The organism is Mesorhizobium sp. B3-1-6, from assembly GCF_006439555.1.
GTDB lineage: Bacteria > Pseudomonadota > Alphaproteobacteria > Rhizobiales > Rhizobiaceae > Mesorhizobium.
In genome coordinates this window covers 1-25,424 of record NZ_VFTM01000022.1, presented here as the reverse complement: position 1 = coordinate 25,424, position 25,424 = coordinate 1, and the positions used below count along the sequence as shown (strand labels likewise).

General features: G+C 64.4%; 28 protein-coding genes and 1 pseudogene. 14 read left to right on the top strand and 15 right to left on the bottom strand.

Annotated elements, in window-relative coordinates; all coding sequences use genetic code 11:
• Positions 1-100: 100 nt before the first annotated feature.
• The 4 genes from sucD to mdh are packed head-to-tail and all read right to left on the bottom strand — an operon-like array spanning position 101 to position 3,618.
• Positions 101-1,003 carry a succinate--CoA ligase subunit alpha gene (gene sucD, locus FJ414_RS19720; protein WP_140646017.1) on the bottom strand — a complete coding sequence of 301 codons (903 nt, stop codon included), beginning with the start codon at positions 1,001-1,003 and terminating at the stop codon, positions 101-103.
• Between the two features lie 50 nt (positions 1,004-1,053).
• Complete coding sequence (locus FJ414_RS19715) at positions 1,054-1,425, bottom strand: cupin domain-containing protein (RefSeq protein WP_140646016.1); 372 nt, start codon at positions 1,423-1,425, stop codon at positions 1,054-1,056.
• Between the two features lie 4 nt (positions 1,426-1,429).
• Positions 1,430-2,623 carry an ADP-forming succinate--CoA ligase subunit beta gene (gene sucC, locus FJ414_RS19710; RefSeq protein WP_140646015.1) on the bottom strand — a complete coding sequence of 398 codons (1,194 nt, stop codon included), beginning with the start codon at positions 2,621-2,623 and terminating at the stop codon, positions 1,430-1,432.
• Between the two features lie 26 nt (positions 2,624-2,649).
• On the bottom strand, positions 2,650-3,618 hold the full coding sequence (gene mdh / locus FJ414_RS19705; protein WP_140646014.1) for a malate dehydrogenase: 969 nt from the start codon (positions 3,616-3,618) through the stop codon (positions 2,650-2,652).
• Positions 3,619-3,829: 211 nt separating this feature from the next.
• On the opposite strand from mdh, the gene FJ414_RS19700 reads away from it, so the two are divergent.
• Positions 3,830-4,264, top strand: coding sequence for a GNAT family N-acetyltransferase (locus FJ414_RS19700; protein ID WP_140646013.1), 435 nt, complete (start codon positions 3,830-3,832; stop codon positions 4,262-4,264).
• Between the two features lie 87 nt (positions 4,265-4,351).
• On the opposite strand, the gene zapE is transcribed toward FJ414_RS19700, so the two are convergent.
• The 3 genes from zapE to FJ414_RS19685 all read right to left on the bottom strand — a co-directional run bounded on the left by zapE (position 4,352) and on the right by FJ414_RS19685 (position 6,830).
• Entirely contained in the window at positions 4,352-5,554 is a 1,203-nt protein-coding gene (gene zapE / locus FJ414_RS19695) for a cell division protein ZapE (RefSeq protein WP_140646012.1), read from the bottom strand.
• 68 nt (positions 5,555-5,622) lie between these two features.
• Positions 5,623-6,198 (bottom strand): AprI/Inh family metalloprotease inhibitor, encoded by a 576-nt coding sequence (locus tag FJ414_RS19690; protein WP_246672448.1) that lies wholly within the window; start codon positions 6,196-6,198, stop codon positions 5,623-5,625.
• A gap of 194 nt (positions 6,199-6,392) precedes the next feature.
• Positions 6,393-6,830, bottom strand: coding sequence for a VOC family protein (locus FJ414_RS19685; RefSeq protein WP_140646011.1), 438 nt, complete (start codon positions 6,828-6,830; stop codon positions 6,393-6,395).
• Between the two features lie 128 nt (positions 6,831-6,958).
• Between FJ414_RS19685 and FJ414_RS19680 the strand changes: the two genes are divergently transcribed.
• The 9 genes and pseudogenes from FJ414_RS19680 (at position 6,959) to FJ414_RS19640 (ending at position 14,232) form a co-directional block, all read left to right on the top strand.
• Positions 6,959-7,966, top strand: a complete 1,008-nt coding sequence (locus tag FJ414_RS19680; protein ID WP_140646010.1) for an MBL fold metallo-hydrolase — start codon at positions 6,959-6,961, stop codon at positions 7,964-7,966.
• Positions 7,967-8,027: 61 nt separating this feature from the next.
• Positions 8,028-8,189 (top strand): DUF1328 family protein, encoded by a 162-nt coding sequence (locus FJ414_RS19675; RefSeq protein WP_066991727.1) that lies wholly within the window; start codon positions 8,028-8,030, stop codon positions 8,187-8,189.
• A 115-nt stretch (positions 8,190-8,304) separates the two neighbouring features.
• A complete protein-coding gene (gene dapF, locus FJ414_RS19670) occupies positions 8,305-9,189 on the top strand; it encodes a diaminopimelate epimerase (RefSeq protein WP_140646009.1) in 885 nt (294 codons plus the stop codon).
• Positions 9,189-10,514, top strand: a complete 1,326-nt coding sequence (gene mtaB, locus FJ414_RS19665) for a tRNA (N(6)-L-threonylcarbamoyladenosine(37)-C(2))-methylthiotransferase MtaB (protein ID WP_140646008.1) — start codon at positions 9,189-9,191, stop codon at positions 10,512-10,514. The genes dapF and mtaB overlap by 1 nt, the downstream gene beginning before the upstream one ends.
• Positions 10,515-10,527: 13 nt before the next feature.
• On the top strand, positions 10,528-12,147 hold the full coding sequence (gene ftsY, locus FJ414_RS19660; protein ID WP_140646007.1) for a signal recognition particle-docking protein FtsY: 1,620 nt from the start codon (positions 10,528-10,530) through the stop codon (positions 12,145-12,147).
• A 64-nt stretch (positions 12,148-12,211) separates the two neighbouring features.
• Positions 12,212-12,868, top strand: a complete 657-nt coding sequence (locus tag FJ414_RS19655) for a septation protein A (RefSeq protein WP_140646006.1) — start codon at positions 12,212-12,214, stop codon at positions 12,866-12,868.
• Positions 12,869-12,932: 64 nt separating this feature from the next.
• Positions 12,933-13,112: pseudogene (locus FJ414_RS19650) on the top strand (pyridoxamine 5'-phosphate oxidase family protein); the annotation flags it as partial.
• A gap of 43 nt (positions 13,113-13,155) precedes the next feature.
• Positions 13,156-13,656, top strand: coding sequence for an MSMEG_1061 family FMN-dependent PPOX-type flavoprotein (locus FJ414_RS19645; RefSeq protein WP_181181660.1), 501 nt, complete (start codon positions 13,156-13,158; stop codon positions 13,654-13,656).
• A gap of 39 nt (positions 13,657-13,695) precedes the next feature.
• Positions 13,696-14,232 (top strand): NADPH-dependent FMN reductase, encoded by a 537-nt coding sequence (locus FJ414_RS19640; protein ID WP_140646005.1) that lies wholly within the window; start codon positions 13,696-13,698, stop codon positions 14,230-14,232.
• Positions 14,233-14,448: 216 nt separating this feature from the next.
• Here the strand turns inward: FJ414_RS19640 and FJ414_RS19635 are convergent, their stop codons facing one another.
• Positions 14,449-14,655, bottom strand: coding sequence for a 4-oxalocrotonate tautomerase family protein (locus tag FJ414_RS19635; RefSeq protein ID WP_013892236.1), 207 nt, complete (start codon positions 14,653-14,655; stop codon positions 14,449-14,451).
• Positions 14,656-14,814: 159 nt separating this feature from the next.
• Positions 14,815-15,735 (bottom strand): SMP-30/gluconolactonase/LRE family protein, encoded by a 921-nt coding sequence (locus FJ414_RS19630; protein ID WP_140646004.1) that lies wholly within the window; start codon positions 15,733-15,735, stop codon positions 14,815-14,817.
• 275 nt (positions 15,736-16,010) lie between these two features.
• Here FJ414_RS19630 and FJ414_RS31530 point away from each other — a divergent pair, with 275 nt between their 5' ends.
• A complete protein-coding gene (locus tag FJ414_RS31530) occupies positions 16,011-16,175 on the top strand; it encodes a hypothetical protein (RefSeq protein ID WP_181177681.1) in 165 nt (54 codons plus the stop codon).
• A gap of 236 nt (positions 16,176-16,411) precedes the next feature.
• Here the strand turns inward: FJ414_RS31530 and FJ414_RS19625 are convergent, their stop codons facing one another.
• The 4 genes from FJ414_RS19625 to ccmA form a co-directional block, all read right to left on the bottom strand.
• Complete coding sequence (locus tag FJ414_RS19625; RefSeq protein WP_140646003.1) at positions 16,412-16,990, bottom strand: DsbE family thiol:disulfide interchange protein; 579 nt, start codon at positions 16,988-16,990, stop codon at positions 16,412-16,414.
• Entirely contained in the window at positions 16,987-17,154 is a 168-nt protein-coding gene (ccmD, locus tag FJ414_RS19620) for a heme exporter protein CcmD (RefSeq protein ID WP_140646002.1), read from the bottom strand. The genes FJ414_RS19625 and ccmD overlap by 4 nt, the downstream gene beginning before the upstream one ends.
• A gap of 117 nt (positions 17,155-17,271) precedes the next feature.
• Positions 17,272-17,937 carry a heme exporter protein CcmB gene (gene ccmB, locus FJ414_RS19615; RefSeq protein WP_140646001.1) on the bottom strand — a complete coding sequence of 222 codons (666 nt, stop codon included), beginning with the start codon at positions 17,935-17,937 and terminating at the stop codon, positions 17,272-17,274.
• A 208-nt stretch (positions 17,938-18,145) separates the two neighbouring features.
• Entirely contained in the window at positions 18,146-18,748 is a 603-nt protein-coding gene (gene ccmA, locus FJ414_RS19605; RefSeq protein ID WP_140645999.1) for a heme ABC exporter ATP-binding protein CcmA, read from the bottom strand.
• Positions 18,749-19,031: 283 nt separating this feature from the next.
• Between ccmA and acnA the strand changes: the two genes are divergently transcribed.
• Entirely contained in the window at positions 19,032-21,722 is a 2,691-nt protein-coding gene (acnA, locus tag FJ414_RS19600) for an aconitate hydratase AcnA (RefSeq protein ID WP_140645998.1), read from the top strand.
• A gap of 66 nt (positions 21,723-21,788) precedes the next feature.
• Here acnA and FJ414_RS19595 read toward each other — a convergent pair whose 3' ends face one another.
• On the bottom strand, positions 21,789-22,460 hold the full coding sequence (locus FJ414_RS19595; RefSeq protein ID WP_140645997.1) for a ceramidase domain-containing protein: 672 nt from the start codon (positions 22,458-22,460) through the stop codon (positions 21,789-21,791).
• Positions 22,461-22,645: 185 nt separating this feature from the next.
• On the opposite strand from FJ414_RS19595, the gene FJ414_RS19590 reads away from it, so the two are divergent.
• A complete protein-coding gene (locus FJ414_RS19590) occupies positions 22,646-23,434 on the top strand; it encodes a thioredoxin family protein (protein ID WP_140645996.1) in 789 nt (262 codons plus the stop codon).
• A 793-nt stretch (positions 23,435-24,227) separates the two neighbouring features.
• Positions 24,228-24,614, top strand: coding sequence for a DUF2794 domain-containing protein (locus tag FJ414_RS19585; protein WP_140645995.1), 387 nt, complete (start codon positions 24,228-24,230; stop codon positions 24,612-24,614).
• 75 nt (positions 24,615-24,689) lie between these two features.
• On the opposite strand, the gene FJ414_RS19580 is transcribed toward FJ414_RS19585, so the two are convergent.
• Positions 24,690-25,268, bottom strand: a complete 579-nt coding sequence (locus FJ414_RS19580) for a GNAT family N-acetyltransferase (protein ID WP_140645994.1) — start codon at positions 25,266-25,268, stop codon at positions 24,690-24,692.
• Between the last annotated feature and the right edge of the window lie 156 nt (positions 25,269-25,424).

The window sequence follows — 25,424 nt, the reverse complement described above, 5'->3', positions numbered from 1 at the left end:
TGAGTAGTCAGTAGTGAGTAGAACGATGGAAATTCCCGCTCAGCTGCTACTCGCCCGTTCTTCCCTGTTCACTACTGACTACTGCCTACTCACTACTGCCTTAACCCTTGATCGCCTCGACCAGCGTCGTGCCGAGCCGCGCCGGCGATGGCGAGACCTTGATGCCGGCCGATTCCATCGCCGCGATCTTGTCTTCCGCGCCGCCCTTGCCGCCCGAGATCACCGCGCCCGCATGGCCCATGGTTCGGCCGGCCGGCGCCGTGCGCCCGGCGATGAAGCCCGCCATCGGTTTCTTGCGGCCGCGCTTGGCTTCGTCCTTGAGGAACTGCGCGGCGTCTTCCTCGGCCGAGCCGCCGATCTCGCCGATCATGATGATCGACTTGGTCTCGTCGTCGGCGAGGAACATCTCCAGCACATCGATGAATTCGGTGCCCTTGACCGGGTCGCCGCCGATACCCACCGCCGTGGTCTGACCGAGGCCGACATTGGTGGTCTGGAAGACTGCTTCATAGGTAAGTGTTCCCGAGCGGGAAACAACGCCGACCGAGCCCTTGCGGAAGATGTTGCCCGGCATGATGCCGATCTTGCATTCGTCGGGCGTCAGCACGCCCGGGCAGTTCGGGCCGATCAGCCGCGACGTGGAGCGGTCGAGCCGCGCCTTGACCTTGACCATGTCCATCACCGGGATGCCTTCGGTGATGCAGACGATCAGCGGGATCTCGGCCTCGATTGCCTCGATGATGGCTTCGGCAGCACCAGCCGGCGGCACATAGATGACCGAGGCGTTGGCGCCGGTCTTTGCCTTGCCTTCCGCCACCGTGGCGAAGATCGGCAAGGTCTCGCCCTTGGCGCCTGTCCAGGTCTCGCCGCCCTTCTTCGGGTGGATGCCGCCCACCATCTTGGTGCCGTGATAGGCCAGCGCCTGCTCGGTGTGGAACGTGCCGGTCTTGCCGGTCAGGCCCTGCACCAGCACCTTTGTGTTCTTGTCGACGAGAATGGACATGGTGGCCCTTTTCTAAAAACCGTTGGTCGTGGAAGACTGCGCGGTCATGGTCACAGCCGCTTGAGATCGGCGACGGTGAGGTCGCTCTTGGCATTGCCGGTGTTGAGCGTTGTCGCCGGCTCGAACATCAGCACCACAGGTTCTTTGCTGAGCGAGCGTGGCCGGTGTTCGGTGCCTTTCGGCACGACGATGAAGTCGCCCTCGCCGAGCTCGACCGGCCCGTCGCGGAAATCGATGGCGATCCTGCCGCGCAGCACCAGGAAGGCCTCGTCCTCGTTGTCATGCGCGTGCCAGTCGAAAACCTCGCCGAACTTGGCGACCTTCGCCTGGCTGTCGTTGACGTCGCCGGCGATATGCGGATCGAAGACCTTGGTGATCGTCCGATCCGCTGCCTCGACCAAGTTTATCTTGCGCGGGGGCATCCGTTCAGCCCTTCACCGCCGCGACAATCTTCTTGGCTGCGTCGTCGAGATCATCGGCCGACACCACGTTCAAGCCGCTGTCGTTGATGATCTTCTTGCCGAGCTCGGCATTGGTGCCTTCCAGCCGCACCACCAGCGGCACCTTCAGGCCGACTTCCTTGACCGCGGCGATGACGCCTTCGGCGATGACGTCGCACTTCATGATGCCGCCGAAGATGTTGATCAGGATGCCTTCGACCGCGGGGTCCTTGGTGATGATCTTGAACGCCGCCGTCACCTTCTCCTTCGAAGCGCCGCCGCCGACGTCGAGGAAGTTAGCCGGCTCAGCGCCATAGAGCTTGATGATGTCCATCGTCGCCATGGCAAGGCCGGCGCCGTTGACCATGCAGCCGATATTGCCGTCGAGCGCGACATAGGCGAGATCGTATTTCGACGCCTCGATCTCCTTCTCGTCCTCTTCAGTGGTGTCGCGCAGTTCCATCACGTCCGGGTGGCGGAACAGCGCGTTGTTGTCGAACGATACTTTTGCGTCGAGCACGCGCAGATGGCCGTCCTTCATGACGATCAGCGGATTGACCTCGAGCAGGCTCATGTCCTTCTCGACGAAGGCCTTGTAGAGAATCGGGAACAGCGTGCCGCCATCCTTGGCCGCGTCGCCGTCCAGCTTCAACGCGGCGTTGAGCTTCTTCACGTCGTCGGCGCTCACGCCCTTTTCCGGGTCGATGGCGACGGTGACGATCTTTTCCGGCGTGTCATGCGCGACCGTCTCGATATCCATGCCGCCCTCGGTCGAGACGACGAAGGCGATGCGGCCGACCGAACGGTCGACCAGGATCGACAGATAGAGTTCGCGCTCGATGTCGGCGCCGTCCTCGATATAGAGGCGGTTGACCTGCTTGCCGGCCGGACCGGTCTGCTTGGTTACCAGCGTGTGGCCGAGCATCTCGTTGGCGTTGGCGACCACTTCGGCCGCCGACTTCGCCAGCCGCACGCCGCCCTTGGCGTCGGGACCGAGTTCCTTGAACTTGCCCTTGCCGCGGCCGCCGGCATGGATCTGGCTCTTCACGACATAGAGCGGGCCGGGCAGCGCTTGTGCCGCGGCCTCCGCCTCGCTTGCCTTGAACACCGGAACGCCGCTTGCAACCGGCGCGCCGAACGTCTTCAGCAGCGCCTTGGCCTGATACTCATGGATGTTCATGCGCTTGGTCTCCGGGGAAGGACGTTTTACTTGCCGGCGAGATGCGGGGCGATCTTGGTGCAGGCCTCGGTCAGGCCCTGCACGGCCGCCACCGAGGAATCGAACATCTTCTGCTCGGTCTTGGAGAGGTCGATCTCGATGACGCGCTCGACGCCGCCGGCGCCGATCACCACCGGAACGCCGACATAGGTGCCCTTGATGCCGTACTGGCCCGAGAGGTGCGCCGCGCAGGGCAGCACGCGCTTCTTGTCCTTGAGGTAGGATTCGGCCATGGCGATCGCCGAGGCCGCCGGCGCGTAGTAGGCCGAGCCGGTCTTGAGCAGGCCGACGATCTCGGCGCCGCCGTCGCGCGTGCGCTGCACGATCTGGTCGAGCTTCTCCTTCGAGGTCCAGCCCATCTTGACGAGGTCGGGCAGCGGGATGCCCGAGACAGTCGAATAGCGGATCATCGGCACCATCGAGTCGCCATGGCCGCCGAGCACGAAAGCGGTCACGTCCTCGACCGAGACCTTGAATTCCTCGGCCAGGAAGTAGCGGAAACGGGCGCTGTCGAGCACGCCGGCCATGCCGACGACATGGCTGGTCGGCAGGCCGGAGAACTTCTGCAGCGCCCAGACCATCGCGTCGAGCGGGTTGGTGATGCAGATGACGAAAGCCTTCGGCGCGTACTTCTTCAAGCCGGCGCCGACCTGTTCCATCACCTTGAGGTTGATTCCGAGAAGGTCGTCGCGGCTCATGCCGGGCTTGCGCGGCACGCCGGCGGTGACGATGCACACATCCGCGCCCTCGATGCCGGCATAGTCGTTGACGCCGGTCAGCCTGGAATCGAACCCGTCGACAGGAGAAGACTGCGCGATGTCGAGGCCCTTGCCCTGCGGAATGCCCTCGGCGATATCGAACAGCACCACGTCGCCGAGATCCTTGAGGCCGATCATATGGGCGAGCGTGCCGCCGATCATGCCCGAGCCGATGAGCGCTATCTTGTTGCGTGCCATGTGAGGATGTTTTCCTTTGTCTGTGACGAGGTCGTGACGGGGCCGGGAGGCCGAAAGGATGCGGGAAACCGCGAGATTTGGCCGCACCGAATAACGCCGACACGGAAGAAATTCAAACGATTATTTTGAGCTCAACATTTTCAATCGGTTAGATGCATCGGGAATTACGTAAACGTCAAAGTTTGTGAGCCGACTGAGGAGAATTTACACAATGAACGTCGAAATCAGAAGGCTTCATCCCGGCGATGACGCCCTTGTGATGCGGGTGGCCGACAACGTGTTCGACGAGCCGGTGCGGCCCGACCGCCTCGCCGCCTATCTCGCCGCGCCCGGCCATTTCATGATCGTGGCTATAGTTGGCCAAACCGTGGTCGGCCAATGCGCCGCCGTCATCCACCGCCACCCGGACAAGGTGAGCGAGCTCTATGTCGACGAGGTCGGCGTGGCGCCGCCCTTCCAGCGGCAGGGAATCGCACGAAAAATGCTCGACGCCATGTTCGAGATCGGCCGCGAGCATGGCTGCGAGGAAGCATGGGTGGGGACCGAGCCCGATAACGAGCCGGCGCGGGCGCTTTACGAGACAAGGCGGGAGCCGCATGGGAAGGCGGAGGATTTCGTGATGTATGTGTATCGACTTGGAGACTAGCCGAAGACCCCTCCGCTTCGTCATTCTAGGGCGGAGTAAGGAGCGAAGCGACGCGCGCAGACCCTAGAATGACGAAGGTAACCCCTTCTACCCCTGCGCCTGTCTCGCCGCGGCGGTCGCCGCCCCGTCCTTCCGCCGCTCCGTCCAGTCGTCCAGCCAGTCGCGGCTCTGCATCTCGACCAGGCGCGAGGCGGTGCGCTCGAATTCGAACACCTCCGTGCCGCGCTTGGCCGTGTAGAGCCCTTGCGGAGGCGCCGCGGCGCTCATCACCAGCCGCATGCGGTGGTCGTAAAGCGTGTCGATCAAAAGGATGAAGCGCTTGGCCTCGTTGCGCATGCCTTCGCCAAGCACCGGCACATGGTCGATGAACACGGTCGAGAAGCGGCCGGCGATCGCCAGATAATCGCGCGCGCCGAGCGGCTTTTCGCAAAGATCGGCAAAGGAAAAGCGCGCGGCGTCGCCGGCGGCGCGCGGCACGACGAGGTGGCGGCCTTTGAGCGTCAACGTGACTTCGCCGGCCGGCTGGCCATACGTCATCGCCTTCCAGGCTTCGTCCAGCGCGCGCTCGGCCGCGGCATCGTCCGGCGTGACATAAACCGGCTGGCGGTCGAGCTTTTCCTGCCGGTAGTCCTTCTCGGCATCGAGCGTCATCACATGGGCGTTGCGCTCGAGCAGCGAGATGAACGGCAGGAAGAGCTGGCGGTTCAGCCCGTCGCGATAGAGGTTCTCCGGCGCCACGTTGGAGGTGGCGACCAGCACCACGCCGCTAGCGAACAGCGCCGAGAACAGCCGCGACAGGATCATCGCGTCGGCAATGTCGCTGACGGAGAACTCGTCGAAGCACAGCACCCAGGCTTCATCGGCCAGCGCCCGGGCGACAGGCGGGATCGGGTCGTCTTCCTTGACGTCGCCGTTCTTTCGCGCCGCCCGGTGCTTCTGGATGCGGTCCTGCACATCGGCCATGAAGTCGTTGAAATGCACACGGCGCTTGCGCCGAACCGGCAGCAATTCGAAGAACATGTCCATCAGCATGGTCTTGCCGCGGCCGACGCCGCCATGGATGTAGAGGCCCTTGACCGGCTCGCGCGGCTGCCGCTTGGCCGCGAACAGCCAGCCCAGCGCGCTCGATTTCTGCGCCAGCCTTTTTGCCGAGATCTCTTCGATCAGCCGGTCGAGCGCTGCCACGATGCGCTCCTGCGCCGGGTCGCGCTCGACCGCGCCGCTCTGGACGAGATGGTCATAGCGCTGCCTGACGGTCGCATGGGTCTGGATACCGTCGCGAAGATGCATGGGTCACGTCAGCTGGAGCAATTCCGGCTTTCCGCCCGGAATTGCGTGGAAGCAATAGTCGGTTTCGCTCACCTTGTAAGCGAGATCGGCTGCCCGCTGGAAGTCTGGCCGTCGAACTTTTCGCCGCCCGACGAATAGAGCCTAGCCAGCGTACCGCCATTTTCGTCATAGAGCGTCAGCTGCTTGCCGGCGACGTTCCACGACTTGATGCCGTCGATCGGAGCCGGGCAGTGCAGCGGACCGGCACGGTAGCCGGCGCCGAACTTGGTCTGCGGCGTTGCCACCTTGCAGCTCTGCCCGGAGACGTTGACGTTCCAGACGCCGGCGACGCTGGCCGCGGTGAGATCGGTGGCGCCGGCGGGCGCCGTGCCATCCGGCGGCAGCGAGGCGACCTGGCTGTTCTTCGGAGCGGTCGGGAATTGCGACGGATCGGTGGCGCCGGGGGAGGCCGGCGGCGGCAGCTGATTCTGCGTCACCGTGCCGGAGGGCGCCGGGGTCAGCGGCGCCGGCTGCTGGTCGTCCATCGACGGGAAGCGCGAGGTTGAGCAGCCGCTCGCAACCAGCGCGGCCAGCGATACGGCCACGAGGCCACTCTTCGAAAAGAGGTGAAGCCGCGAAAAGGGGCAGGTCATCGAAAAATTCATCAAAACCTCCGTCGGATCCGGCCGGGGGGAGCCATCCGCGTAATCTCTGCTTCACCAAGATGGCGAAGGTGGCAGAATTTCAACCTGATATGGTTAAAATAGGGTTTTCGAGCCAGCTGTTGCAAATTTATCGCAGCGGGGAACCGAAGCTGGGAAAATGCCGGAACACTCTCCTAAGCTGTTGAAATGGAGCATTAAATCCGAGCGCTCGGCACAAAGACATAGCCGTCCGGGCCGACGATATAGCATTCGCGCAGGCCATGCGGCTTGTCGATCGAGCCGGCCAGCACGATGTGGCCGAGCGCCGCCGCCTTTTTCTCGACCGCATCCGGATCGGCGCCGTAAAGCCGCAGCTCTATGCCGGCCCCGCGTGTCTCGGCGCCCGCCGTGACACCGGTCATCGGATTGTCGAGATAGGAATGGTCGGCATGCAGCATGAAGATTGAGCCCAGAAGCTCGATCGCCGCAAAGTCCTCGTCGGCATAGATGATCCGCGCGCCAAGCACGTCGCGGCAGAAAGCCTCCATCGCCGCCATGTCGGTGACCAACAGGTTGACGCCGACCCCATGCGGCAGCGAGCGGCCGAAATCCTCGGCCTTCATCCACGGTGTCTTGGTTCGCTTCATTGCCATGGCGATCACCCCCTGTCTCCGGATCCTAGACGAGCCGGGCTTCGGCCATTGGCATTCGCCGGCAAAAAGCTTGCGCCAGGCAGGCGCGTCCTTATCTCAGGAAATGACACAAGCGGGCGGGAGACAGGATGGCCGCGAGAACAGGAACCGCCAACCGCTACTACAGCGGGCCGCCCAGCGATCATTTCGACGGCGCCTTGTTCTTCAATCCCGGCGGCAAGCCGCCCGGGCGCTTCACCGATCTCCTCAAATGGCAGTTCGGCGGCGGGCGGGCGAAATGGCCGGCCACCTTTCCGAGCCCTTATCCCCCGGCCAAGCCGGACCTACGGGTGGAAGGCAGCGCGCTGAGGCTTACCATGGTCGGCCATGCCTCGCTGCTCATCCAGACGGCGGGCTTGAACATCCTGACCGATCCGGTCTGGTCGGAGCGCGCCTCGCCTTTCGCCTTCGCCGGCCCGAGAAGGGTCAATGCGCCGGGAATTATCTTGGCCGACCTTCCGCCGATCGACCTGGTCCTGATCAGCCACAATCACTACGACCATCTCGACCTCGCCACGCTGAAGCGGCTGAAAGAGAGCCACGATCCGCTGGTGATCGCGCCGCTCGGCAATGACGCCATCATCGGCCGGGCGGCGCCCGGCATGCGGCTCAGCGTGCATGATTGGGGCGACAGGCTGAGCGTCGGCGCGGCCGCCATCCACATCGAGCCAGCGCATCACTGGTCGGCGCGCGGCGGGCGCGACCGCCGCATGGCGCTGTGGGCGGGCTTCGTCATCGAGACGGCGGCGGGCAATATCTATTTCGCCGGCGACACCGGTTTCCATGACGGCATCAACTACCGGCTGATGGCACAAAAGCATGGCGGCTTCCGCCTCGCCATCCTGCCGATCGGCGCCTATGAGCCGCGCTGGTTCATGGCGCCGCAGCACCAGAACCCGCAGGAAGCCGTTCAGGGCATGAAGCTGTGCAATGCGGCTCACGCCGCAGGCTGCCATTGGGGCACATTCCATCTCACCGACGAGCCGATCGAGGAGCCGGCGCAAAAACTGGCCGAGGCGCTGGCGGCTGAAGGCTTGCCCTCGGAACGATTCCGCGCCATGCGGCCCGCAGAGGTATGGGACGTGCCGCCCGTCTGACAAAGGAACCCAAGCCGGCGAAACGCGTTGGTTCGCGACGCAATTTCGCCGGAGCTTCCCCATGATCAAGTGGATCATCATCCTTTTGATTGTCGCCGCCGCCGCGAGCCTGCTTGGCATGCCGGCGCTGGCCGGCGCCGCCGCCACGGGCGCGCGCATCCTTATCGGCATCGTGCTGATCATCTTCCTGCTGATCGTGCTCGGCGTCTTCGCAGTAACTTAAGCGCGACCCCTTGGTCATCGCGGCGCGACCTCTTGGTCGTCGCCACCTGGCCGGACTGGTAATTCCCGCCCGTTTCCGCCATATAGCGCCCAAACGGATTGGAATGACCGGTTAGATGGCAGGCACCGCCCCCTTCGCCAAGATGAACGGCATCGGCAACGAGATCATCGTTGCCGATATGCGCGGCCGTGCCGACAAGGTAACGGCCGCGGCGGCGATCGCGCTCAATGCCGGCGAGGCGACGAAGTTCGACCAGATCATGGCGATCCACGATGCGAAGACGCCGGGCACCGCCTACTATGTCGACATCCTGAATTCCGACGGCACCAGCGCGCAGGCCTGCGGCAACGGCATGCGCTGCGTGGTGCAGGCTTTGGCTGCCGAGACGGGCAACAAGAGCTTCAGCTTCGAGACCCGCGCCGGCATCGTGAATGCGCAGGAGCACGCCGACGGCCTGATCTCGGTCGACATGGGCAAGCCCCGCTTCGGCTGGCGGGAGATCCCGCTGGCGGAAGAATTCCGCGATACCCGCATGATCGAATTGCAGATCGGCCCGATCGACGCCCCGGTGCTGCATTCGCCCTCGGCGCTGTCGATGGGCAACCCGCATGCCATCTTCTGGGTCGACAACGACGTCTGGTCCTACGAGCTCGCCCGCTTCGGCCCGCTGCTCGAGAACCATCCGATCTTTCCCGAGCGCGCCAACATCACCATCGCCCAGGTGACCTCGCCTGAAACCATGATCATCCGCACCTGGGAGCGCGGCGCCGGCCTCACCAAGGCCTGCGGCTCGGCGGCTTGCGCCGCCGTGGTCGCGGCCGCCCGCACCAGGCGCACCGGCCGCAGCGTTTCGCTGCTGACGCCGGGCGGCGGCGAGCTCAATGTCGAATGGCGCAATGACGACCACGTCATCCTGACCGGCGCGGCCGAATGGGAATTTTCCGGCAGCTTCGATCCCTCGACCGGCGCCTGGGCTCGCGACACCGAAAGCGCCGCCTGATGTCCGCCCTTCAAAAGGGCGCGCCCCAAGCCCCCACCGGCAAGGGTATCGACGTCGTCACCTTCGGCTGCCGCCTCAACACCTATGAATCGGAAGTGATGCGCCGCGAGGCCGAAAGCGCCGGCCTCGGCGCGCTTCAGGGCGGCGCTGTCATCTTCAACACCTGCGCCGTCACGGCGGAAGCGGTGCGCCAGGCCAAGCAGGCGATCCGCAAGGCGCGCCGCGAGAACCCTTCGGCCCGCATCATCGTCACCGGCTGCGCGGCGCAGACCGAGCCGCAGAATTTCGCCGCCATGGACGAGGTCGACCTGGTGCTTGGCAATGAGGAAAAGCTCAAGGCCAACTCCTACCGCGCGCTGCCCGATTTCGGCGTCAACGACACCGAGAAGGCGCGCGTCAACGACATCTTTTCCGTGCGCGAGACGGCAAGCCACATGGTCGACGCCATCGAGGGCCGGGCGCGCGCTTTCGTCCAGGTCCAGAACGGCTGCGACCATCGCTGCACCTTCTGCATCATCCCTTACGGCCGCGGCAATTCGCGCTCCGTGCCGATGGGCGCGGTGGTCGAGCAGGTCAAGCGGCTGGCCGGCAACGGCTATGCCGAGATCGTTTTGACCGGCGTCGACATGACCAGCTTCGGCGCCGACCTACCCGGTAGCCCAAAGCTTGGAAAGCTGGTGAAGACGATCCTGCGCCAGGTTCCGGACGTGAAGCGGCTGCGGTTGTCCTCGATCGATTCCATCGAGGCCGACGACGACCTGCTCGACGCCATCGCCACCGAGCAGAGGCTGATGCCGCATCTGCACCTGTCGCTGCAGTCGGGCGACGACATGATCCTGAAGCGCATGAAGCGCCGGCATCTGCGCGACCAGTCGATCCGCTTCTGCGAGGACGTGCGCAAGCTGCGTCCTGCAATCGTCTTCGGCGCCGACATCATCGCCGGCTTCCCGACCGAGACCGAGGCGATGTTCGAGAATTCGGAAAGAATAATCGAGGAATGCGGGCTGACGCATCTCCACGTCTTTCCGTTCAGCCCACGCGAAGGCACGCCCGCCGCGCGCATGCCCCAGGTCCGCCGCGAGGTGGTGAAGGCGCGCGCCGCAAGGCTGCGCGCGGCGGGCGAGGCCGCCTATCGTCGTCACCTTTCGTCGCTTCCCGGCACGCGACAGTCGATCCTGGTCGAGCGCGACGGACTTGGCCGCACCGAGGGTTTCACGCTGGTCGCGATCGACACCGGCGCGCCCGGGGAGATCGTCGATGCCGTGATCGCCGGCCATGACGGCGCCCGACTGATTGCGGCGCCCTCTGCCGCGCAAGCCGCCTGAGACTGCGAGACGCATGGCTGGTTTCTTCAAGAAGATATTTTCGTTCGGCAGAAAAGAGGTCGTCGAGGAGCGCGCCGACGAGACGCTGCCGCCGATCAAGTGGGACGCGCTCGACGCGCTGAAGCCGGAGGCCGAGCCTCAATCGGTTCCCGAAGAGCCGAAGCCCGAGCCTGCTCCATCCATCCCGCCGGCACCGGAGCCGACCATTCCCGCCGAGCCGGAACCGCTGCCGCAGCCCGAGCCGGAAGAAGAGCCGCAACCGGCGCCCGAGAAGCCGGAGCCGCCTGCCCCCGAGGAAGTGCCGCCGGCACAACCCGAGCCGACACCGGAACCCGAACCTGCTCCGCAGGAAGTGCCCGCACCCGCGCCGACTCAGCCGGACATCGAGCCTTCGCGTCCGGAACCGCAGCCGGAACAGCCACCGGTCGAAGTGCCGACGCCGCCTGCCGAAGTCCCGGTCGAAACGCCGCCGCCCATCGAGGTTCCGCCAGTGGCGCCGCCCTCTGTGGAACCATCCGCCGAAACCGGCGCGGAAATCGCGCCTCCTATTCGACAGCCAGCGCCCGTCGAGCCGCAGCCGATCCTGGCCGAGATCGCGCCGGAACCGGAGGCCGTGCCGCGGCCGCCAAAGCCCACGCCCTCTGCCGGCAAGGTGACGGTTTCAAAGAAGGTCGAGCAGACGGCGGAGCCGGTAAAGGCGCCGGAGCCGGCGCCGCGGCGCTCCTGGTTCCAGCGCATGCGCGAAGGGCTCGCCCGCTCCTCGCGCGAGCTTACCGGCAACATTGCCGGCGTCTTCACCAAGCGCAAGCTGGACGAGGAGACGCTGCAGGACCTGGAGGACGTGCTGATCCGCGCCGACCTCGGCGTGGAGACCGCGCTGCGCGTCACCGATTCTCTCGCCTCGAGCCGCTACGGCAAGGATGTCTCGGACTCGGAAGTCCGCGCCGTGATGGCCGCGGAGGTGGAGAAGGTGCTGACGCCGGTGGCAAGACCGCTCGAGCTCGATCTCAGCCACAAGCCGCATGTCATCCTGGTCGTCGGCGTCAACGGCACCGGCAAGACCACCACCATCGGCAAGCTTGCCGCCAAGCTCACCGATGGCGGCCTCAAGGTGATGCTGGCAGCCGGCGACACGTTCCGCGCCGCCGCGATCGAGCAGTTGAAGATCTGGGGCGAGCGGACGAAATCGCCGGTCGTCGCCTCGAAACTCGGCGCCGATGCGGCGGGCCTCGCCTATGACGCCTTCGAGAAGGCCAAGGAGGCCGGCTCCGACGTGCTGATCATCGACACGGCCGGCCGGCTGCAGAACAAGACCGAGCTGATGGCGGAGCTGGAAAAGATCGTGCGCGTGTTGGGCAAGCTCGATCCCGAAGCGCCGCACACGGTGCTGCAGACGGTCGACGCCACCACTGGCCAGAACGCGCTGAACCAGGTCGAGATCTTCCGCAACGTCGCCGGCGTCAACGGGCTGGTGATGACCAAGCTGGACGGCACGGCGCGCGGCGGTATTCTGGTGGCGATCGCCGCCAAGCATCGGCTGCCGGTCTATTTCATCGGCGTCGGCGAGCAGGTCGACGACCTCGAACCGTTTTCCGCCAGCGAATTCGCCAGGGCGATCGCCGGCGTGGCTTGAACAAAGGCGCGATCTTGGAAGGGCCGCCTGCTTTTCGGCCAGATCATGCGCAAGAAGGACTTTTATGAACATCCTCGAACGCGACCCATCCGATCCTCGCCGCAAGCCGATCAACCCCGGCTTGAAGTTCCTGCTCGAGCTTGGGCCAGGGCTCGTGTTCTTCTTCGCCACCATCCGCGGCGAATGGCTGGCCGAGAAATTTCCGATACTCAGCCATCTCGGCGAGCCGATCCTGATCGCCACCGCCTTCTTCATGGTCGCGACGGCGCTTTCGCTCGGCGTCTCCTGGCTGCTGACGCGCAGCCTGCCGCTGATGCCGCTGGTCTCGGCGATCGTCGTCTTCGTCTTCGGCGCGCTGGCGCTTTACCTGCAGGACAAGACCTTCGCCTTCATGAAGCCGACGATCATCAATTCGCTGTTCGGCGTCACGCTGCTCGGCGGGCTTCTGTTCGGCCGGTCGCTGCTTGGTTACGTTTTCGATTCCGCCTTCCAGCTCGATGCCGAGGGCTGGCGCAAGCTGACCTTCCGCTGGGGGCTGTTCTTCCTCTTCCTCGCCGTGCTCAACGAGGTCGTGTGGCGCAACTTTTCCGAGGCGACCTGGCTTTATTTCAAGGTCTGGGGCACGATCCCGATCACCTTGCTGTTCACCTTCAGCCAGATGCCGCTGATCATGCGCCATTCGCTTGAGGAAAAGTCCAAGCAAGAGAAGGCCGGAAATTAAAGCAATTCCAGGAAAAGTGGCTGCCGGTTTTCCGTCCGAAATTGCGTCAAAATAAGGGGGCGGCATGGAATTCCTGACCACACATGACGAGCTGAGGACGGTCTACAAGACACCGCGGCCGACCGACGGCTCGATCCGCAAGGAGCTCAAAAGCCTCGACGGCCATTGCCGTTCCTTCATCGGCAAGAGCCCCTTCGCGCTGATCGGCTCCTCCGACGGCGCCGGCAATGCCGATGTGACGCCTAGCGCATGACCCCGAAAATCGAAATCGATTTTCGGAAAGGATCATGCGCCAAATCAAAAGTGTTACAGCGTCCTTTGCGCGTCCAAAGGACGCGCGGCGCTGTAATGGCGACAAGCCCGGCTTCACCGCCATCCTCGACAACTCCACCATCGCCATTCCCGATCGCCCCGGCAACAACCGGCTGGACACGCTGGAAAACATCATCCGCAATCCGTCGGTCGGGTTGCTCTTCCTCATCCCCGGCATGAACGAGACGCTGCGCGTCAATGGCGATGCCCGCATCACCGTCGATCCCCTCTTACGCGAGCGCCTTGCGGTCGACGGCAAGGAGCCGCAAAGCGTCATCGTGGTGACGGTCAAGGCCGCCTATATGCATTGCGCCAAGGCCTTCATGCCCTCGGATCTGTGGAAGCCGGAGACCTGGTACGACCGCGCGACCCTGCCGACGCTCGGCCAGATCATACGCGACCAGCTGGCTCTTGGCGAAAGCGCCGGCGAGATCGACCGCGAGCTGGACGACGATTACCGCCAGACCATGTGGTAGGCTTCGCGGACGACTCAACTCTTCGTCCAGCTCCTTCCCTTGATCGAGATCATTGCCATATCGGGCAGCCTGCGCGCCGCCTCGACCAACTCGGCCCTGGTCGCCGCATTGGCCGCCAACGCGCCCGCGGACTGCCGTGTCGAGGTTTATGACGGCCTTGGCCGGCTGCCGATTTTCAACCCCGACGACGAGGGCGAGCGCACGCCGCCGGAAGCGGCACGCCTGATCGAGATGGTCACCCAGGCCGACGGCGTCGTCGTCTCCTGCCCGGAATATGCGCATGGCGTGCCCGGCGGCGTGAAGAATGCGCTGGACTGGCTGGTCTCGCGCGACGCCGCGGTGGGCAAGCCGGCGATGCTGGTCCACGCCTCGCCCCGTTCGCTCTATGCGCGGGCGGCACTGGCCGAGATCATGCGGACGATGTCGTTCGCGATGTATGAGGAGGGGACGCTGGAGATCGCGCTGCTGGGCAAGAAGCCGGCGGAGATGGAGGCGATTCTCAGCGAGGATGCGAACCGGCGGGCGATCCGTGAGGCGGTGCGGGGTTTTGCGAGTTTTATTCGCGGACAAACATAAGGTCGTCATTCGAGGGCGGAGCAAGGAGCGAAGCAACGCGGCGCAGACCCGACGCTAAGGCGTTGCGACGCTTACAGAATTCTGCCCCGTTGCGCTCGACGTCGAAGATCACGGAATGGATCCTCGGGTCAAGCCCGAGGATGACGAACGCGAAGGGAAGCGCCCATATCTCGCCGTCGCCGAAAGAACCTCTCAGGCACCCGAACCTGCTGCGTCCTATCCCTTCCGCAGCGTCTCGACATCGGTCTTGCCGACATACCAGTCGCGGGCGTTGACCTCCTCGAACACCACCCAGACATCGTCATTGCCGAGCCCGGTGGCGTCCATGATGGCCGCGGTCACTTTCTTGGCGATGTCAGCCTTCTTGCCGGCCGGATCGGCGGCGATCACTTCCTTGACGATGCGGATGTTGACGAATGGCATGATGTTCTCCCCGTGGGTTCTTCCGTTTGGCGTCAGGCAATGGCTTGGCAATTCGCTCCGGCAAAGCGGATGGTGGTGGTTGCGGGAGCCGCAGCGCCGCGGGCGCTGCTGGGATGCGCAGAAAGGCCAGGAATGGCCGAAGAAGCGCCTGCAGAACCTTCAATAGGTTTTCGCCCCATTCACCATCAGCCGCACCATGTAGAGCGAGGTGGTGCCGGCGATGTAGAGACAGTTGAGCTTGTTGCCGCCGAACACGCAGTTGGCGGTCACTTCCGGCACCTTGACCTTGCCGATCAGCGTGCCGTCCGGATCGTAGCAATGGATGCCGTCGGCGGCACTCGTCCAGATGCGCCCGTCGGAATCGAGCCGGAACCCGTCGAACAGGCCGGCGGTGCAGTCTGCGAAGACCTTGCCGCCGGAAACCTTCCTGCCGTGCTTGCCGACGTTGAAGACGCGCATATGCGCCGGGTTCTTCTCGCCATGCGTGCGGCCGGTGTCGACGACATAGAGCAGGCTTTCGTCGAGCGAGAAGGCGAGCCCGTTCGGTCGCACCATGTCGGTGATGACGGCCTCGACATCGCCCGTATCGGGATCGACGCGATAGACATTGCAGGCGCCGATCTCGCTCTCGGCCTTGTCGCCCTCATAATCGGTGTCGATGCCGTAGCTCGGATCGGTGAACCAGATCGAGCCGTCGGAGCGCACCACCACGTCGTTGGGCGAGTTCAGCCGCTTGCCCTTCCACTTCTCGGCGATGGTCGTGATAGAGCCGTCGAATTCGGTCCGGCTGACGCGGCGGCCGGAATGCTCGCAGGTCACCAGCCGGCCCTGCCGGTCGACGGTGTTGCCGTTGGAATTGCCGGACGGCTGCCGGAACACGCTGACGCTGCCGTCGGTCTCGTCATAGCGCAGCATGCGGTTGTTCGGGATGTCCGACCAGACGACATAGCGGCCGGCGGCGAACCAGGCCGGCCCTTCCGCCCAGCGGCAGCCGGTGAACAGCTTTTCCACCTGGGCGCTGCCGTTGAACAGGCGCGCGAAGCGCGGATCGAGAACGTCGTAATAGTCTTCGGCCGCCATGCATTTCCTCCCGGCATCAGGTGACGGGGCGGATCAAGCCAGCCCGGAAGCGATCTGGCAAGACGGCAGGCCCGTAATTTGTATGACAAAACAGATGAGAAATCCGTGAAGCCCGGCCGGCGCGGGGCTCCGTGCGGCCCATAGCCTGTTAGGGCTGGATTAACCGGCTATGCGCTGGTTGCAATGGTGCATTGCAACATCTTTCTTTTGCAACGCACCATTCCTATGTCATCTTCACAATCGTCAGGGAGGAACAACTAAGAAGGAACCCTGTCATGTTCGACAATCTTGTCTCCCGCGCCCGCGCCAGCATGGCCAAGCGCCGTCATTACAACCGCCTCGTCGCCGAAATCGAGAACCTGTCCAGCCGCGATCTCGCCGATCTGCGCGCCGACCGTTCGGAAATGCTCTACCAGGTCCACAAGCAGATCTACGGCTGAGCGGCAGGCCGATCGTCCGGCCACTTCGTCATTCTCGGGCTTGACCCGAGAATCCATTCGGTGACTTCCAGGCGTCGCAGCGATGCAGAACGCGCTGCACAAGCGCCGAAATCCAGGCCGCCGCGCTCCTCGATCAGCGTCACGGAATGGATTCTAGGGTCTGCGCGCGTCGCTTCGCTCCTTGCTTCGCCCTAGAATGACGACGCAAGTATCCGTCTTGACCTGGCGCCGCCGCGCTAACCCGGCGCCGCCAGCGCTTTCTCGATCTGCGGCAACAGCAACGCTCTCACGGAGTCGGGCGTCAGGGGCCCGACATGCTTGTAGGCAATCTTGCCGTCCTTGCCGATGACGAAGGTCTCCGGCACGCCGTAGACGCCCCAGTCGATCGCCGCGCGTCCGGCCGGATCGACGCCGATCGCCTGATACGGATTGCCGAGCTCGCCAAGGAAACGGCTGGCGTTTTCCGGCTGGTCCTTGTAGTTCAGCGCCGCAAGCGTGAAGCGCTTGTCCTGCGACAGGCCGAGCAGCACCGGATGCTCCTCGCGGCACGGCGCGCACCAGGACGCGAACACGTTGACCAGCGTCACCTTGCCGGTAAAGTCTTTTGACGCGAGCCCCGGCAGGCTCGTCCCTCCGAGCGGCGGCAAGTCGGTCTGCGGCGCCGGCAGGCCGATCAGCGCCGAGGGGATTTCCGAGGCGTCGCGGCCCGAGAGCAGTTGCGACAGGAACAGCCCCGCCAGCCCCAGGAACACCAGCAGAGGCAGAAGCACGAACAGGCGGCGCCGCGGCGCCGGCGTTTCGGTTTCAATGCTCATGATTTGACAGCCTTGTCGGAGCGCCGGCGCACCCCGGCCGCCTCCAGCGCCGCGAGCTCGCGTTTGCGCGCCCGCTGGTCGAACAGGATCCAGCCGATCAGCCCGGCGAGCACCACGGCGGTGATGGCATAGGCGGCGGTGACGAAGAGGGCATGCGCGCTCATGTCAGCCGCTCCCCGCTCTCCGCCGTGCCAATCGTTGCGATCATGTCTTCCCTTAACCTCGCGCTGGCAGTTCCGCAATTTGTCGCGGTGCCGCAGTGAAGGAACATTCTCGTCGTCTCAATCCGTCCCATGCCGCAGCGCCAGCGCCGCCGCCAGCGGACCGAGTACTGCAAGAAACAGCGTCAGCGCGGCAAGAATGAGGAAAGGCTGCAGGAATGGCGCCGGATCGGCCACCGCGCCATAGCTTGCCGAAACGCCGAAGATCAGCACCGGAATGGTCAAAGGCAGCACCAGCACCGAAATCAGCAATCCGCCGCGCGGCAGCGCCACCGCCACCGCGGCACCCGCGGCGCCGATGAAGGTGATGGCCGGCGTGCCGACGAGAAGCGTGAGCGCCGTGGCGCCGATGCCGAGCGGCTCCATGTTCATGAACAGGCCAAGCAAAGGCGCCGCGACCACCAGCGGCAGCACGCTGCCGGTCCAGTGCGCCAGGCACTTCGTCAGCACCGTCAGCGCCAGCATGTGGCGGTCGTTGTTCAGCACCAGCAGATCGAGCGAGCCGTCCTCGCGATCAGCCTGGAACAGGCGGTCGAGGCCGAGCAGGCAGGCAAGCAGGGCGGCGATCCACAGGATCGCCGGGCCGATGCGCGACAAGAGGTTGAGGTCGGGACCGACGCCGAACGGGATGGTGACGATGACGGCGAGGAAGAAGATGACCCCGATCAACGCCCCGCCGCCGGCGCGGATGGAAAGGCGGATGTCGCGCAGGAAGAGGGGCCACATTATAAAGGGATCCCTTGGCGAGGCTGGCGCTCCGGCACACCCCCCTCTGGCCTGCCGGCCATCTCCCCCGCAAGGGGGGAGATCGAATGTCGCGCGGACTTTCGCCAATCACCGACGCCGCGAAGGAGATGCCGGCGCCGAAGCTGCCAATCTCCCTCCTTGCGGGGGAGATGTCCGGCAGGACAGAGGGGGGTGCCTCGCGCCGACATCAGTCGCCCATCCTCAATTCCGTCGCCCCGCCCAGCCCCAGCGGCAGATGCGTGGCCGCCACGACAATCCCTCCGTCGCGCAGATGCGCCTTCATCAGCTCCGCGAATCGCTCCTCCGAGGCCTTGTCCAGCCCTGCGGTCGGCTCGTCGAGCAGCCAGACCGGCCGGCGGCTCACCAGGAGCTTCGCGATCGAGGCCCGTCGCCGCTGCCCTGTCGACAGATAGCCGAAGGGCAGATGTCCGAGCCCGCCGAGCGCCACCGTCTCCAGCGCCTCCTCGACGCCCAGTCCCGGCTCTCCCTGGAAGGCGCGCCAGAAGCCGAGATCCTCCTCGACGCTGAGCGCCGTCTTCATCGCGTTGAGATGGCCGAGATAATGCGAAGCAGAGGCGACCGTCGGGAAGGCCTCGCCGCCATCCTCGAACCGCACCTTTCCCTGCGCGGCCGGCAGCAGGCCGGCGACGATTCTGAGCAGCGTCGATTTGCCCGAGCCGTTCGGACCGGTGACAATGAGCGCCTCGCCCTTGTCCAGCGCGAAGCCGATGTTGGAAAAAACCGTCTCGCCGCCGCGCTCGCCGCCTAGATTTTCGGCGATCAGCCGCATTCTTGCCCGTCCCGAAAGCACCGTTTCGCGGCCGTTTCCGGCTCACGCAAATTCGTCCTTCGACTGTCTAGAACTATTCCAGGAAATTCTCTATATGCGGTTCATCCGTGCCAGCGGTCGGCGCGGGATCAGAATTAGCGCCGAACCAGCGCACGCGCCGCCTTGAACGGCTCGGGTTGCTTGGGAGCGGACAGCGGAAATGGCCGTACCCGCACCTTTGCGCGTGATTGCATGCCAACGGCGTCCGTTCCCTTTCAGGCTGAACAGACAAGGACGGATCGCCGTGACCAAATCCCTCGACAGTTTCAATTGCTGCCGCACCCTGACCGCGGGTGGCGCGGACTATGTTTACTTCGACCTCGTTGCGGCCGAGAAGAACGGCCTCACCGGCATCGCCCAGCTGCCTTATTCGATGAAGGTGCTGCTGGAGAACCTGTTGCGCAACGAGGATGGCCGTTCGGTCACCAGGGAATCGATCCAGGCGGTCGCCGCCTGGCTGACCGACAAGGGCACCGCCGGGGTCGAGATCGCCTATCGCCCGGCCCGCGTGCTGATGCAGGATTTCACCGGCGTTCCGGCGGTGGTCGACCTGGCGGCGATGCGCGATGGCATCAAGGCGCTCGGCGGCGACCCGGAGAAGATCAATCCGCTGGTGCCGGTCGACCTCGTCATCGACCACTCCGTCATCGTCGACGAGTTCGGCACGCCGATGGCCTTCGCCCGCAATGTCGAGCTGGAATATGAGCGCAACGAGGAGCGCTACAAATTCCTGAAATGGGGCCAGCAGGCCTTCCGCAACTTCCGCGTCGTGCCGCCCGGCACCGGCATCTGCCACCAGGTCAACCTCGAATATCTGGGACAGGTCGTGTGGACCAACGCTGAGGACGGCGAAACCACCGCCTATCCCGACACCTGCGTCGGCACCGATTCGCACACCACCATGATCAACGGCCTCGGCGTTTTGGGCTGGGGCGTCGGCGGCATCGAGGCCGAGGCCGCGATGCTCGGCCAGCCGGTCTCCATGCTCTTGCCGGAAGTCATCGGCTTCCGCCTCACCGGCAAGCTCAAGGAAGGCGTCACCGCCACCGACCTCGTGCTCACCGTCACCCAGATGCTGCGCAAGAAGGGCGTCGTCGGCAAATTCGTCGAGTTCTTCGGCCCCGGCCTCTCCAACATGACGCTGGCCGACCGCGCCACCATCGGCAACATGGCGCCGGAATATGGCGCGACCTGCGGCTTCTTCCCGGTCGACTCGGAAACCATCCGCTACCTCACCATGTCCGGCCGCGAGGAGAACCGCATCGCGCTGGTCGAGGCCTATTCCAAGGCGCAAGGCATGTGGCGCGACGCGGGCTCGGCCGATCCGGTCTTCACCGACCTGCTCGAGCTCGACCTCGGCGACGTCGTGCCGTCAATGGCCGGCCCGAAGCGCCCAGAGGGCCGCGTCGCCCTGCAGGACATCCCCGCCGGCTTCGCCAAGGCGATGGAGACAGAATACAAGAAGGCCGCCGAGATCTCGAAGCGCTACGCCGTCGAAGGCACCGACTACGATCTCGGCCATGGCGACGTCGTCATCGCCGCCATCACCTCCTGCACCAACACCTCGAACCCGAGCGTGCTGATCGGCGCCGGCCTGCTTGCTCGCAACGCCAACCGCCGCGGCCTGAAGCAGAAGCCGTGGGTGAAAACCTCGCTCGCCCCCGGCAGCCAGGTGGTGGCCGAATATCTCGAAAAGTCCGGCCTGCAGAAGGAGCTCGACCAGATCGGTTTCAACCTGGTCGGCTTCGGCTGCACCACCTGCATCGGCAATTCCGGCCCGCTGCCGGCACCGATCTCCAAGACCATCAACGATAAAGGCTTGATCGCCGCCGCGGTGCTTTCCGGCAACCGCAACTTCGAAGGCCGCGTCTCGCCGGACGTGCAGGCGAACTACCTCGCCTCGCCGCCGCTGGTGGTGGCGCATGCGCTGGCCGGCACAGTGACCAGGGACCTCACCACCGAGCCGCTCGGCGAAGGCAGCGACGGCAAGCCGGTCTATCTCAAGGACATCTGGCCGACCTCGGCCGAGATCCAGGAGTTCATCGAGAAGAACGTCACCCGCGAGCTGTTCGCCCGCAAATATGCCGACGTCTTCAAGGGCGACGCCTACTGGCAGAAGGTCAAGGCGCCGGAAGGCCAGACCTATGCCTGGGACAACCACTCGACCTATGTGCAGAACCCGCCCTATTTCGCCGGCATGGGCCGCTCCTTCGGCAAGGTCGGCGACATCAAGGGCGCGCGCGTGCTCGGCCTTTTCGGCGACAAGATCACCACCGATCACATCTCGCCGGCGGGCTCGATCAAGGCTGCATCGCCGGCCGGCAAGTATCTGACCGAGCATGGCGTCGGCGTCGCCGACTTCAACCAGTACGGCACGCGGCGCGGCAACCATGAGGTGATGATGCGCGGCACCTTCGCCAACATCCGCATCCGCAACCACATGCTGGGCGAGAACGGCCGCGAGGGCGGCTACACGATCCACTATCCCTCGAAGGAGGAGATGTCGATCTACGACGCGGCGATGGAATACAAGCAGGAAGGCGTGCCGCTGGTGATCTTCGCCGGCGTCGAATACGGCAACGGCTCGTCGCGCGACTGGGCGGCCAAGGGCACCAACCTGCTCGGCGTGCGCGCGGTCATCGCCCAGTCCTTCGAGCGCATCCACCGCTCCAACCTGGTCGGCATGGGCGTCATCCCCTTCGTCTTCGAGGACGGCACCTCATGGGCCTCGCTCAACCTGAAGGGCGACGAACTGGTCGAGATCGACGGCCTGGACGCGATCAAGCCGCGCCAGAAGATGGTGGCCAAGGTCACCTATGGCGACGGCACGGTGAAGAACGTGCCGATCATCTGCCGCATCGATACGCTGGATGAGCTCGACTACTTCAAGAACGGCGGCATCCTGCAATACGTGCTGCGCGACTTGGCCGCGTAGCGGCCAGGGAATAGGGCTTAGGCATTAGGCAGTAGGGAAGGACACCTACTGCCTACTGCCTACTGCCTACTGCCTTACCTGCGGCTTCCCAAACCGCGCCGTCGCCGCCAGCAACACGGCGAGCATCAGCCCGTTGAAGACATGCCAGAGGAAATGCGTGCCGAGCGGGAAGCTGGTGCAGACCAGCGGGTCGATCATGCGGCAGAGGACCGAGACGACGAAGATCGCCGATCCGGTCAGATTGTACCAGCCGGCCCGGTTGCCGGTGGCCGCCGCCCACGCTCCGAAGAAGGCGAGCGCCAGGAAGGGCGGCAGGTAGCCCGTAGTGCCGTTCGACGCTTGGCGCAGCCAGTCGGGCACGGCGTAGGCGATCAGGCCGGCCACGGCATAGAAGGCGACGAAGACGAGGATCGCCTTGCCCCATTCCATACCGAGGAAACGCCGCAGGTTGAACAGCGTGTAGGCCAGCGTGAAGCCGGCGATCGGCAGGATGTCGGCCCAGATCGTGCCTTTGCTGGCGAAGGTGTGGAAAAGGGTCGAGCCGATGCCGATCGCCACCACCCACCAGGCCAGCACTTCGGCGAAGGCGCCGGTCTTGTATCGCCGCACCTGCTGGACGCCCCATAGTCCCGCGGCAATGAAAGCCAGGTTGGTCAAAGCATTAGCCGGCTCGGCCCAAAGTCCAGGCCCCGTCCGTTCGCAATAGAGATCGACAGGGGTCAGGAGAGTTTGCCACATGGTGAGGATGCTGCTCCCGAATCGAACCACGCCTTGAAATGCAATCGCCTCTCCTATTGCGCCCTTACCTGCGGCTGCAACAGCAAAAATTTCACCGCAACGTGACTTCCCGTTGACTGGCGCTTCTGCCACATATTTTAGCAATCAGAACAAGGCCGGCGTCACCGGCGGGAATTGGAAAAGTCATGGCATTTCGAGGACGATTGCGGCTTGCGGCAGTAGCGCTGGCCTTTACGGCGTTGGGCGGCGTGGCCCTGGCAGCCGAGCCTGAGAAGGCCGCGACCGGCAAGCCTCAAGCCGACAAACCTTTGGGCGTGGTCGAATTGTTCACCAGCCAGGGCTGCAGTTCCTGTCCACCGGCCGACGAGTTGTTTGCCGAGCTCGCCGGCAAGGACGACATCGTCGCGCTCGCCTACCACGTCAATTACTGGGACTATCTCGGCTGGCAGGACACGCTGAGCACCAAGGAGAACACCGAGCGCCAGTATGACTATATGCGCGCCTTCGGCAGCCGCTCGGTCTACACGCCGCAGGCCGTCATCAACGGCCGCAGCCACGTCAACGGCGCCAGCCGCAAGGACGTCGACGGCGCCTTGGCGCGGATGGACAGGACCGGCGAAGGCATGCGGGTCGCCATCAAGGTTAGCCGCACCAGCGACCGTGTCGTGATCGACGCGGGCGATGCCGGCAACGGCCCGACCGACGCCCATCTGGTGATCGTCTATTTCGATCCGCCGCGGATGGTGAAGATCGGCCAGGGCGAGAACAGCGGCCGAAGCCTGACCTACTGGAACGCCGTTTCCGACATCCAGACCGCCGGCATGTGGCACGGCAAGGCGCAGCGTTACGAATTGCCGATGACCGAGATCGCCAAGAAGGGCGGCTGCGCGGTGCTGCTGCAGTCGGTTGGTCAGGACGGCATGCCCGGCCCGATCCTCGGCGCCGCCTTCATCCGCAAGCCCGACCGGCTTTAGCTCCCGCCTTCTAGCAATTGGCTTCTCGTCCGCTCGCGCGCGGACCGCTTCTTACCACAAGGCAGGGCAATCTTTGGGAGTTCGGATAGCCGGCATGCCTTGATCGGCGTGATTGATCGGCCGAAGACCTGATTGCCACGTGGTTCCCCCAATCCGTCGCTGCTTTGCAGCGCCACCTTTCCCCCCCTCCGGAGGGAAAGGAAGGGAGCCTTGCTGGACGAGCGTTGTCGGCAAAAAGCCTGGCGCGCCTTTCCTCTACCCCGTCGATCGGGGGAGAGGTGGCTCGGCGAAGCCGAGACGGAGTGGGGGTCGACCAGCGCTGCATAAGACAATGCATGCGCCAAGCTGCCATTCACGCTATCGCCAAGACCAGCCGCTTGGAAATGTGTGCATGCCGTAGACAAGGGTGAAGGAAAACAAAAAACCGGCGTCAGCTTGCTTCTGACGCCGGTCATTCAGGTTTTGGGATCGTCGCACCTGATTTTTCCAAGGAAAAACCGAGGTTGGTTCGATCCGACGCTGACCCGTGGGCGGGGGGCTTGGGGTTTACGAGCCGGTGCCGGACCGAACCGTCTCAGGCAACGCCGGTAAATTCGTCGGACATTGGGGCATGAGCGCGGATTATTTGTGGCGAGAATGTGGCAGAGCATCACCAATTCCAACATGTGTTTCGCAAACGTGACTGGACGTTTGGGAAACCGCGCGACCATCGGGCCTGCTTAGCCAGGCCTTGCAATTCGACCGCGAAAGCGCGAACCTTGGCCGGCGCATGATTCAATCGAAGGATCGAGGCATGACCGATCACAGCAGCGGGACGGAGGATGGGGAAGCATCCGGAATATTGATCCCGTTGCACGAGGCGCGCAACGCCCGCCTCGACCAGCCGGTGCGATTCGACCGGCGCGAGCTCGACCAGATTCTGAGGCTTTACGGACGCATGGTGGCGGCCAATGAATGGCGCGACTACGCGATCGACCATCTCACTGATCGCGCTGTCTTTTCCGTCTTCCGCCGGGCCAGCGAAGTGCCGCTTTTCCAGATCGTCAAGGACCCCAGGCTGGCACGCCGGCAAGGCGCTTTTGCCGTCATCGCCGCAGGCGGCCGCATCCTGAAGCGCAGCCAGGAACTCGGCCGCGTGCTTGGCGTGTTCGATGCCAAGCTGAAGCTTGTCGAGGCGTAATCCGGAAAGAGGAATTGAGGAACTGGAGAAAAGGACTCTGAATATCTTTCTTCAATTGCCCAATTCCACAGTTCTTCAATTCCCCTTCAGCCTTTCGCGAAACTTCCGTTCCGGCAGCGAATTCGGATCGGGCGGCAGTTCCGCGCCGCCATTCAGCGAAAGCTGCATGAACACCGTGTCCAGCCAGCGTCCGTGCTTGTAGCCGGATCCTTCCAGGCGACCGGAATGGCGGAAGCCGAGCTTCTCGTGCAGCCGCACCGAGGCGCTGTCCGTGTGGCCGTCGCCGATCACCGCGATGATCTGGCGGAAGCCCGCCGCGCGCGCCGTCTCGATCAGCGCCTGCATCAGCAGGAAGCCGACGCCCTGCCCCTTGGCCTCCGGCGCGACATAGACCGAATCCTCGATGACGAATCGGTAAGCGGGGCGGGGCCGGAACGGCCCGGCATAGGCATAGCCGAGCACGATGCCGTCATTCTCCGCCACGAGATAAGGAAAGCCGCCGGCCGCCAGGCTGTCGAATCGGTCGCCCATTTCGGCGCGGCTGGGCGGCTCCAGCTCGTAGCTCGCCGTGCCATGCGCGACCGCATCGGCATAGATTTCGGTGATTCGGTCGAGGTCGGCCGCGGTGGCGGCCCTGATCGCAACATTGCTCATAATTTGTGCAGGTTCTCTTTCCTGCCTCGATAACAGCAGAGGACTGCGCAAAAAGAAAGGGCGGCCGTTGGGCCGCCCTCAGACTGCTGACAAACCTCTGGCATTTGCCGGGGGTTTTTGATTCACTGGGTCATGTTGAAGCGACCCGCCCCTGAA

Bases quoted from the DNA above. Each gene is read 5' to 3' on its own strand.
- sucD (WP_140646017.1), bottom strand. From the start codon at position 1,003: ATGTCCATTCTCGTCGACAAGAACACAAAGGTGCTGGTGCAGGGCCTG.
- FJ414_RS19715 (WP_140646016.1), bottom strand. From the start codon at position 1,425: ATGCCCCCGCGCAAGATAAACTTGGTCGAGGCAGCGGATCGGACGATC.
- sucC (WP_140646015.1), bottom strand. From the start codon at position 2,623: ATGAACATCCATGAGTATCAGGCCAAGGCGCTGCTGAAGACGTTCGGC.
- mdh (WP_140646014.1), bottom strand. From the start codon at position 3,618: ATGGCACGCAACAAGATAGCGCTCATCGGCTCGGGCATGATCGGCGGC.
- FJ414_RS19700 (WP_140646013.1), top strand. From the start codon at position 3,830: ATGAACGTCGAAATCAGAAGGCTTCATCCCGGCGATGACGCCCTTGTG.
- zapE (WP_140646012.1), bottom strand. From the start codon at position 5,554: ATGCATCTTCGCGACGGTATCCAGACCCATGCGACCGTCAGGCAGCGC.
- FJ414_RS19690 (WP_246672448.1), bottom strand. From the start codon at position 6,198: ATGAATTTTTCGATGACCTGCCCCTTTTCGCGGCTTCACCTCTTTTCG.
- FJ414_RS19685 (WP_140646011.1), bottom strand. From the start codon at position 6,830: ATGGCAATGAAGCGAACCAAGACACCGTGGATGAAGGCCGAGGATTTC.
- FJ414_RS19680 (WP_140646010.1), top strand. From the start codon at position 6,959: ATGGCCGCGAGAACAGGAACCGCCAACCGCTACTACAGCGGGCCGCCC.
- FJ414_RS19675 (WP_066991727.1), top strand. From the start codon at position 8,028: ATGATCAAGTGGATCATCATCCTTTTGATTGTCGCCGCCGCCGCGAGC.
- dapF (WP_140646009.1), top strand. From the start codon at position 8,305: ATGGCAGGCACCGCCCCCTTCGCCAAGATGAACGGCATCGGCAACGAG.
- mtaB (WP_140646008.1), top strand. From the start codon at position 9,189: ATGTCCGCCCTTCAAAAGGGCGCGCCCCAAGCCCCCACCGGCAAGGGT.
- ftsY (WP_140646007.1), top strand. From the start codon at position 10,528: ATGGCTGGTTTCTTCAAGAAGATATTTTCGTTCGGCAGAAAAGAGGTC.
- FJ414_RS19655 (WP_140646006.1), top strand. From the start codon at position 12,212: ATGAACATCCTCGAACGCGACCCATCCGATCCTCGCCGCAAGCCGATC.
- FJ414_RS19645 (WP_181181660.1), top strand. From the start codon at position 13,156: ATGCGCCAAATCAAAAGTGTTACAGCGTCCTTTGCGCGTCCAAAGGAC.
- FJ414_RS19635 (WP_013892236.1), bottom strand. From the start codon at position 14,655: ATGCCATTCGTCAACATCCGCATCGTCAAGGAAGTGATCGCCGCCGAT.
- FJ414_RS19630 (WP_140646004.1), bottom strand. From the start codon at position 15,735: ATGGCGGCCGAAGACTATTACGACGTTCTCGATCCGCGCTTCGCGCGC.
- FJ414_RS31530 (WP_181177681.1), top strand. From the start codon at position 16,011: ATGTTCGACAATCTTGTCTCCCGCGCCCGCGCCAGCATGGCCAAGCGC.
- FJ414_RS19625 (WP_140646003.1), bottom strand. From the start codon at position 16,990: ATGAGCATTGAAACCGAAACGCCGGCGCCGCGGCGCCGCCTGTTCGTG.
- ccmD (WP_140646002.1), bottom strand. From the start codon at position 17,154: ATGAGCGCGCATGCCCTCTTCGTCACCGCCGCCTATGCCATCACCGCC.
- ccmB (WP_140646001.1), bottom strand. From the start codon at position 17,937: ATGTGGCCCCTCTTCCTGCGCGACATCCGCCTTTCCATCCGCGCCGGC.
- ccmA (WP_140645999.1), bottom strand. From the start codon at position 18,748: ATGCGGCTGATCGCCGAAAATCTAGGCGGCGAGCGCGGCGGCGAGACG.
- FJ414_RS19595 (WP_140645997.1), bottom strand. From the start codon at position 22,460: ATGTGGCAAACTCTCCTGACCCCTGTCGATCTCTATTGCGAACGGACG.
- FJ414_RS19590 (WP_140645996.1), top strand. From the start codon at position 22,646: ATGGCATTTCGAGGACGATTGCGGCTTGCGGCAGTAGCGCTGGCCTTT.
- FJ414_RS19585 (WP_140645995.1), top strand. From the start codon at position 24,228: ATGACCGATCACAGCAGCGGGACGGAGGATGGGGAAGCATCCGGAATA.
- FJ414_RS19580 (WP_140645994.1), bottom strand. From the start codon at position 25,268: ATGAGCAATGTTGCGATCAGGGCCGCCACCGCGGCCGACCTCGACCGA.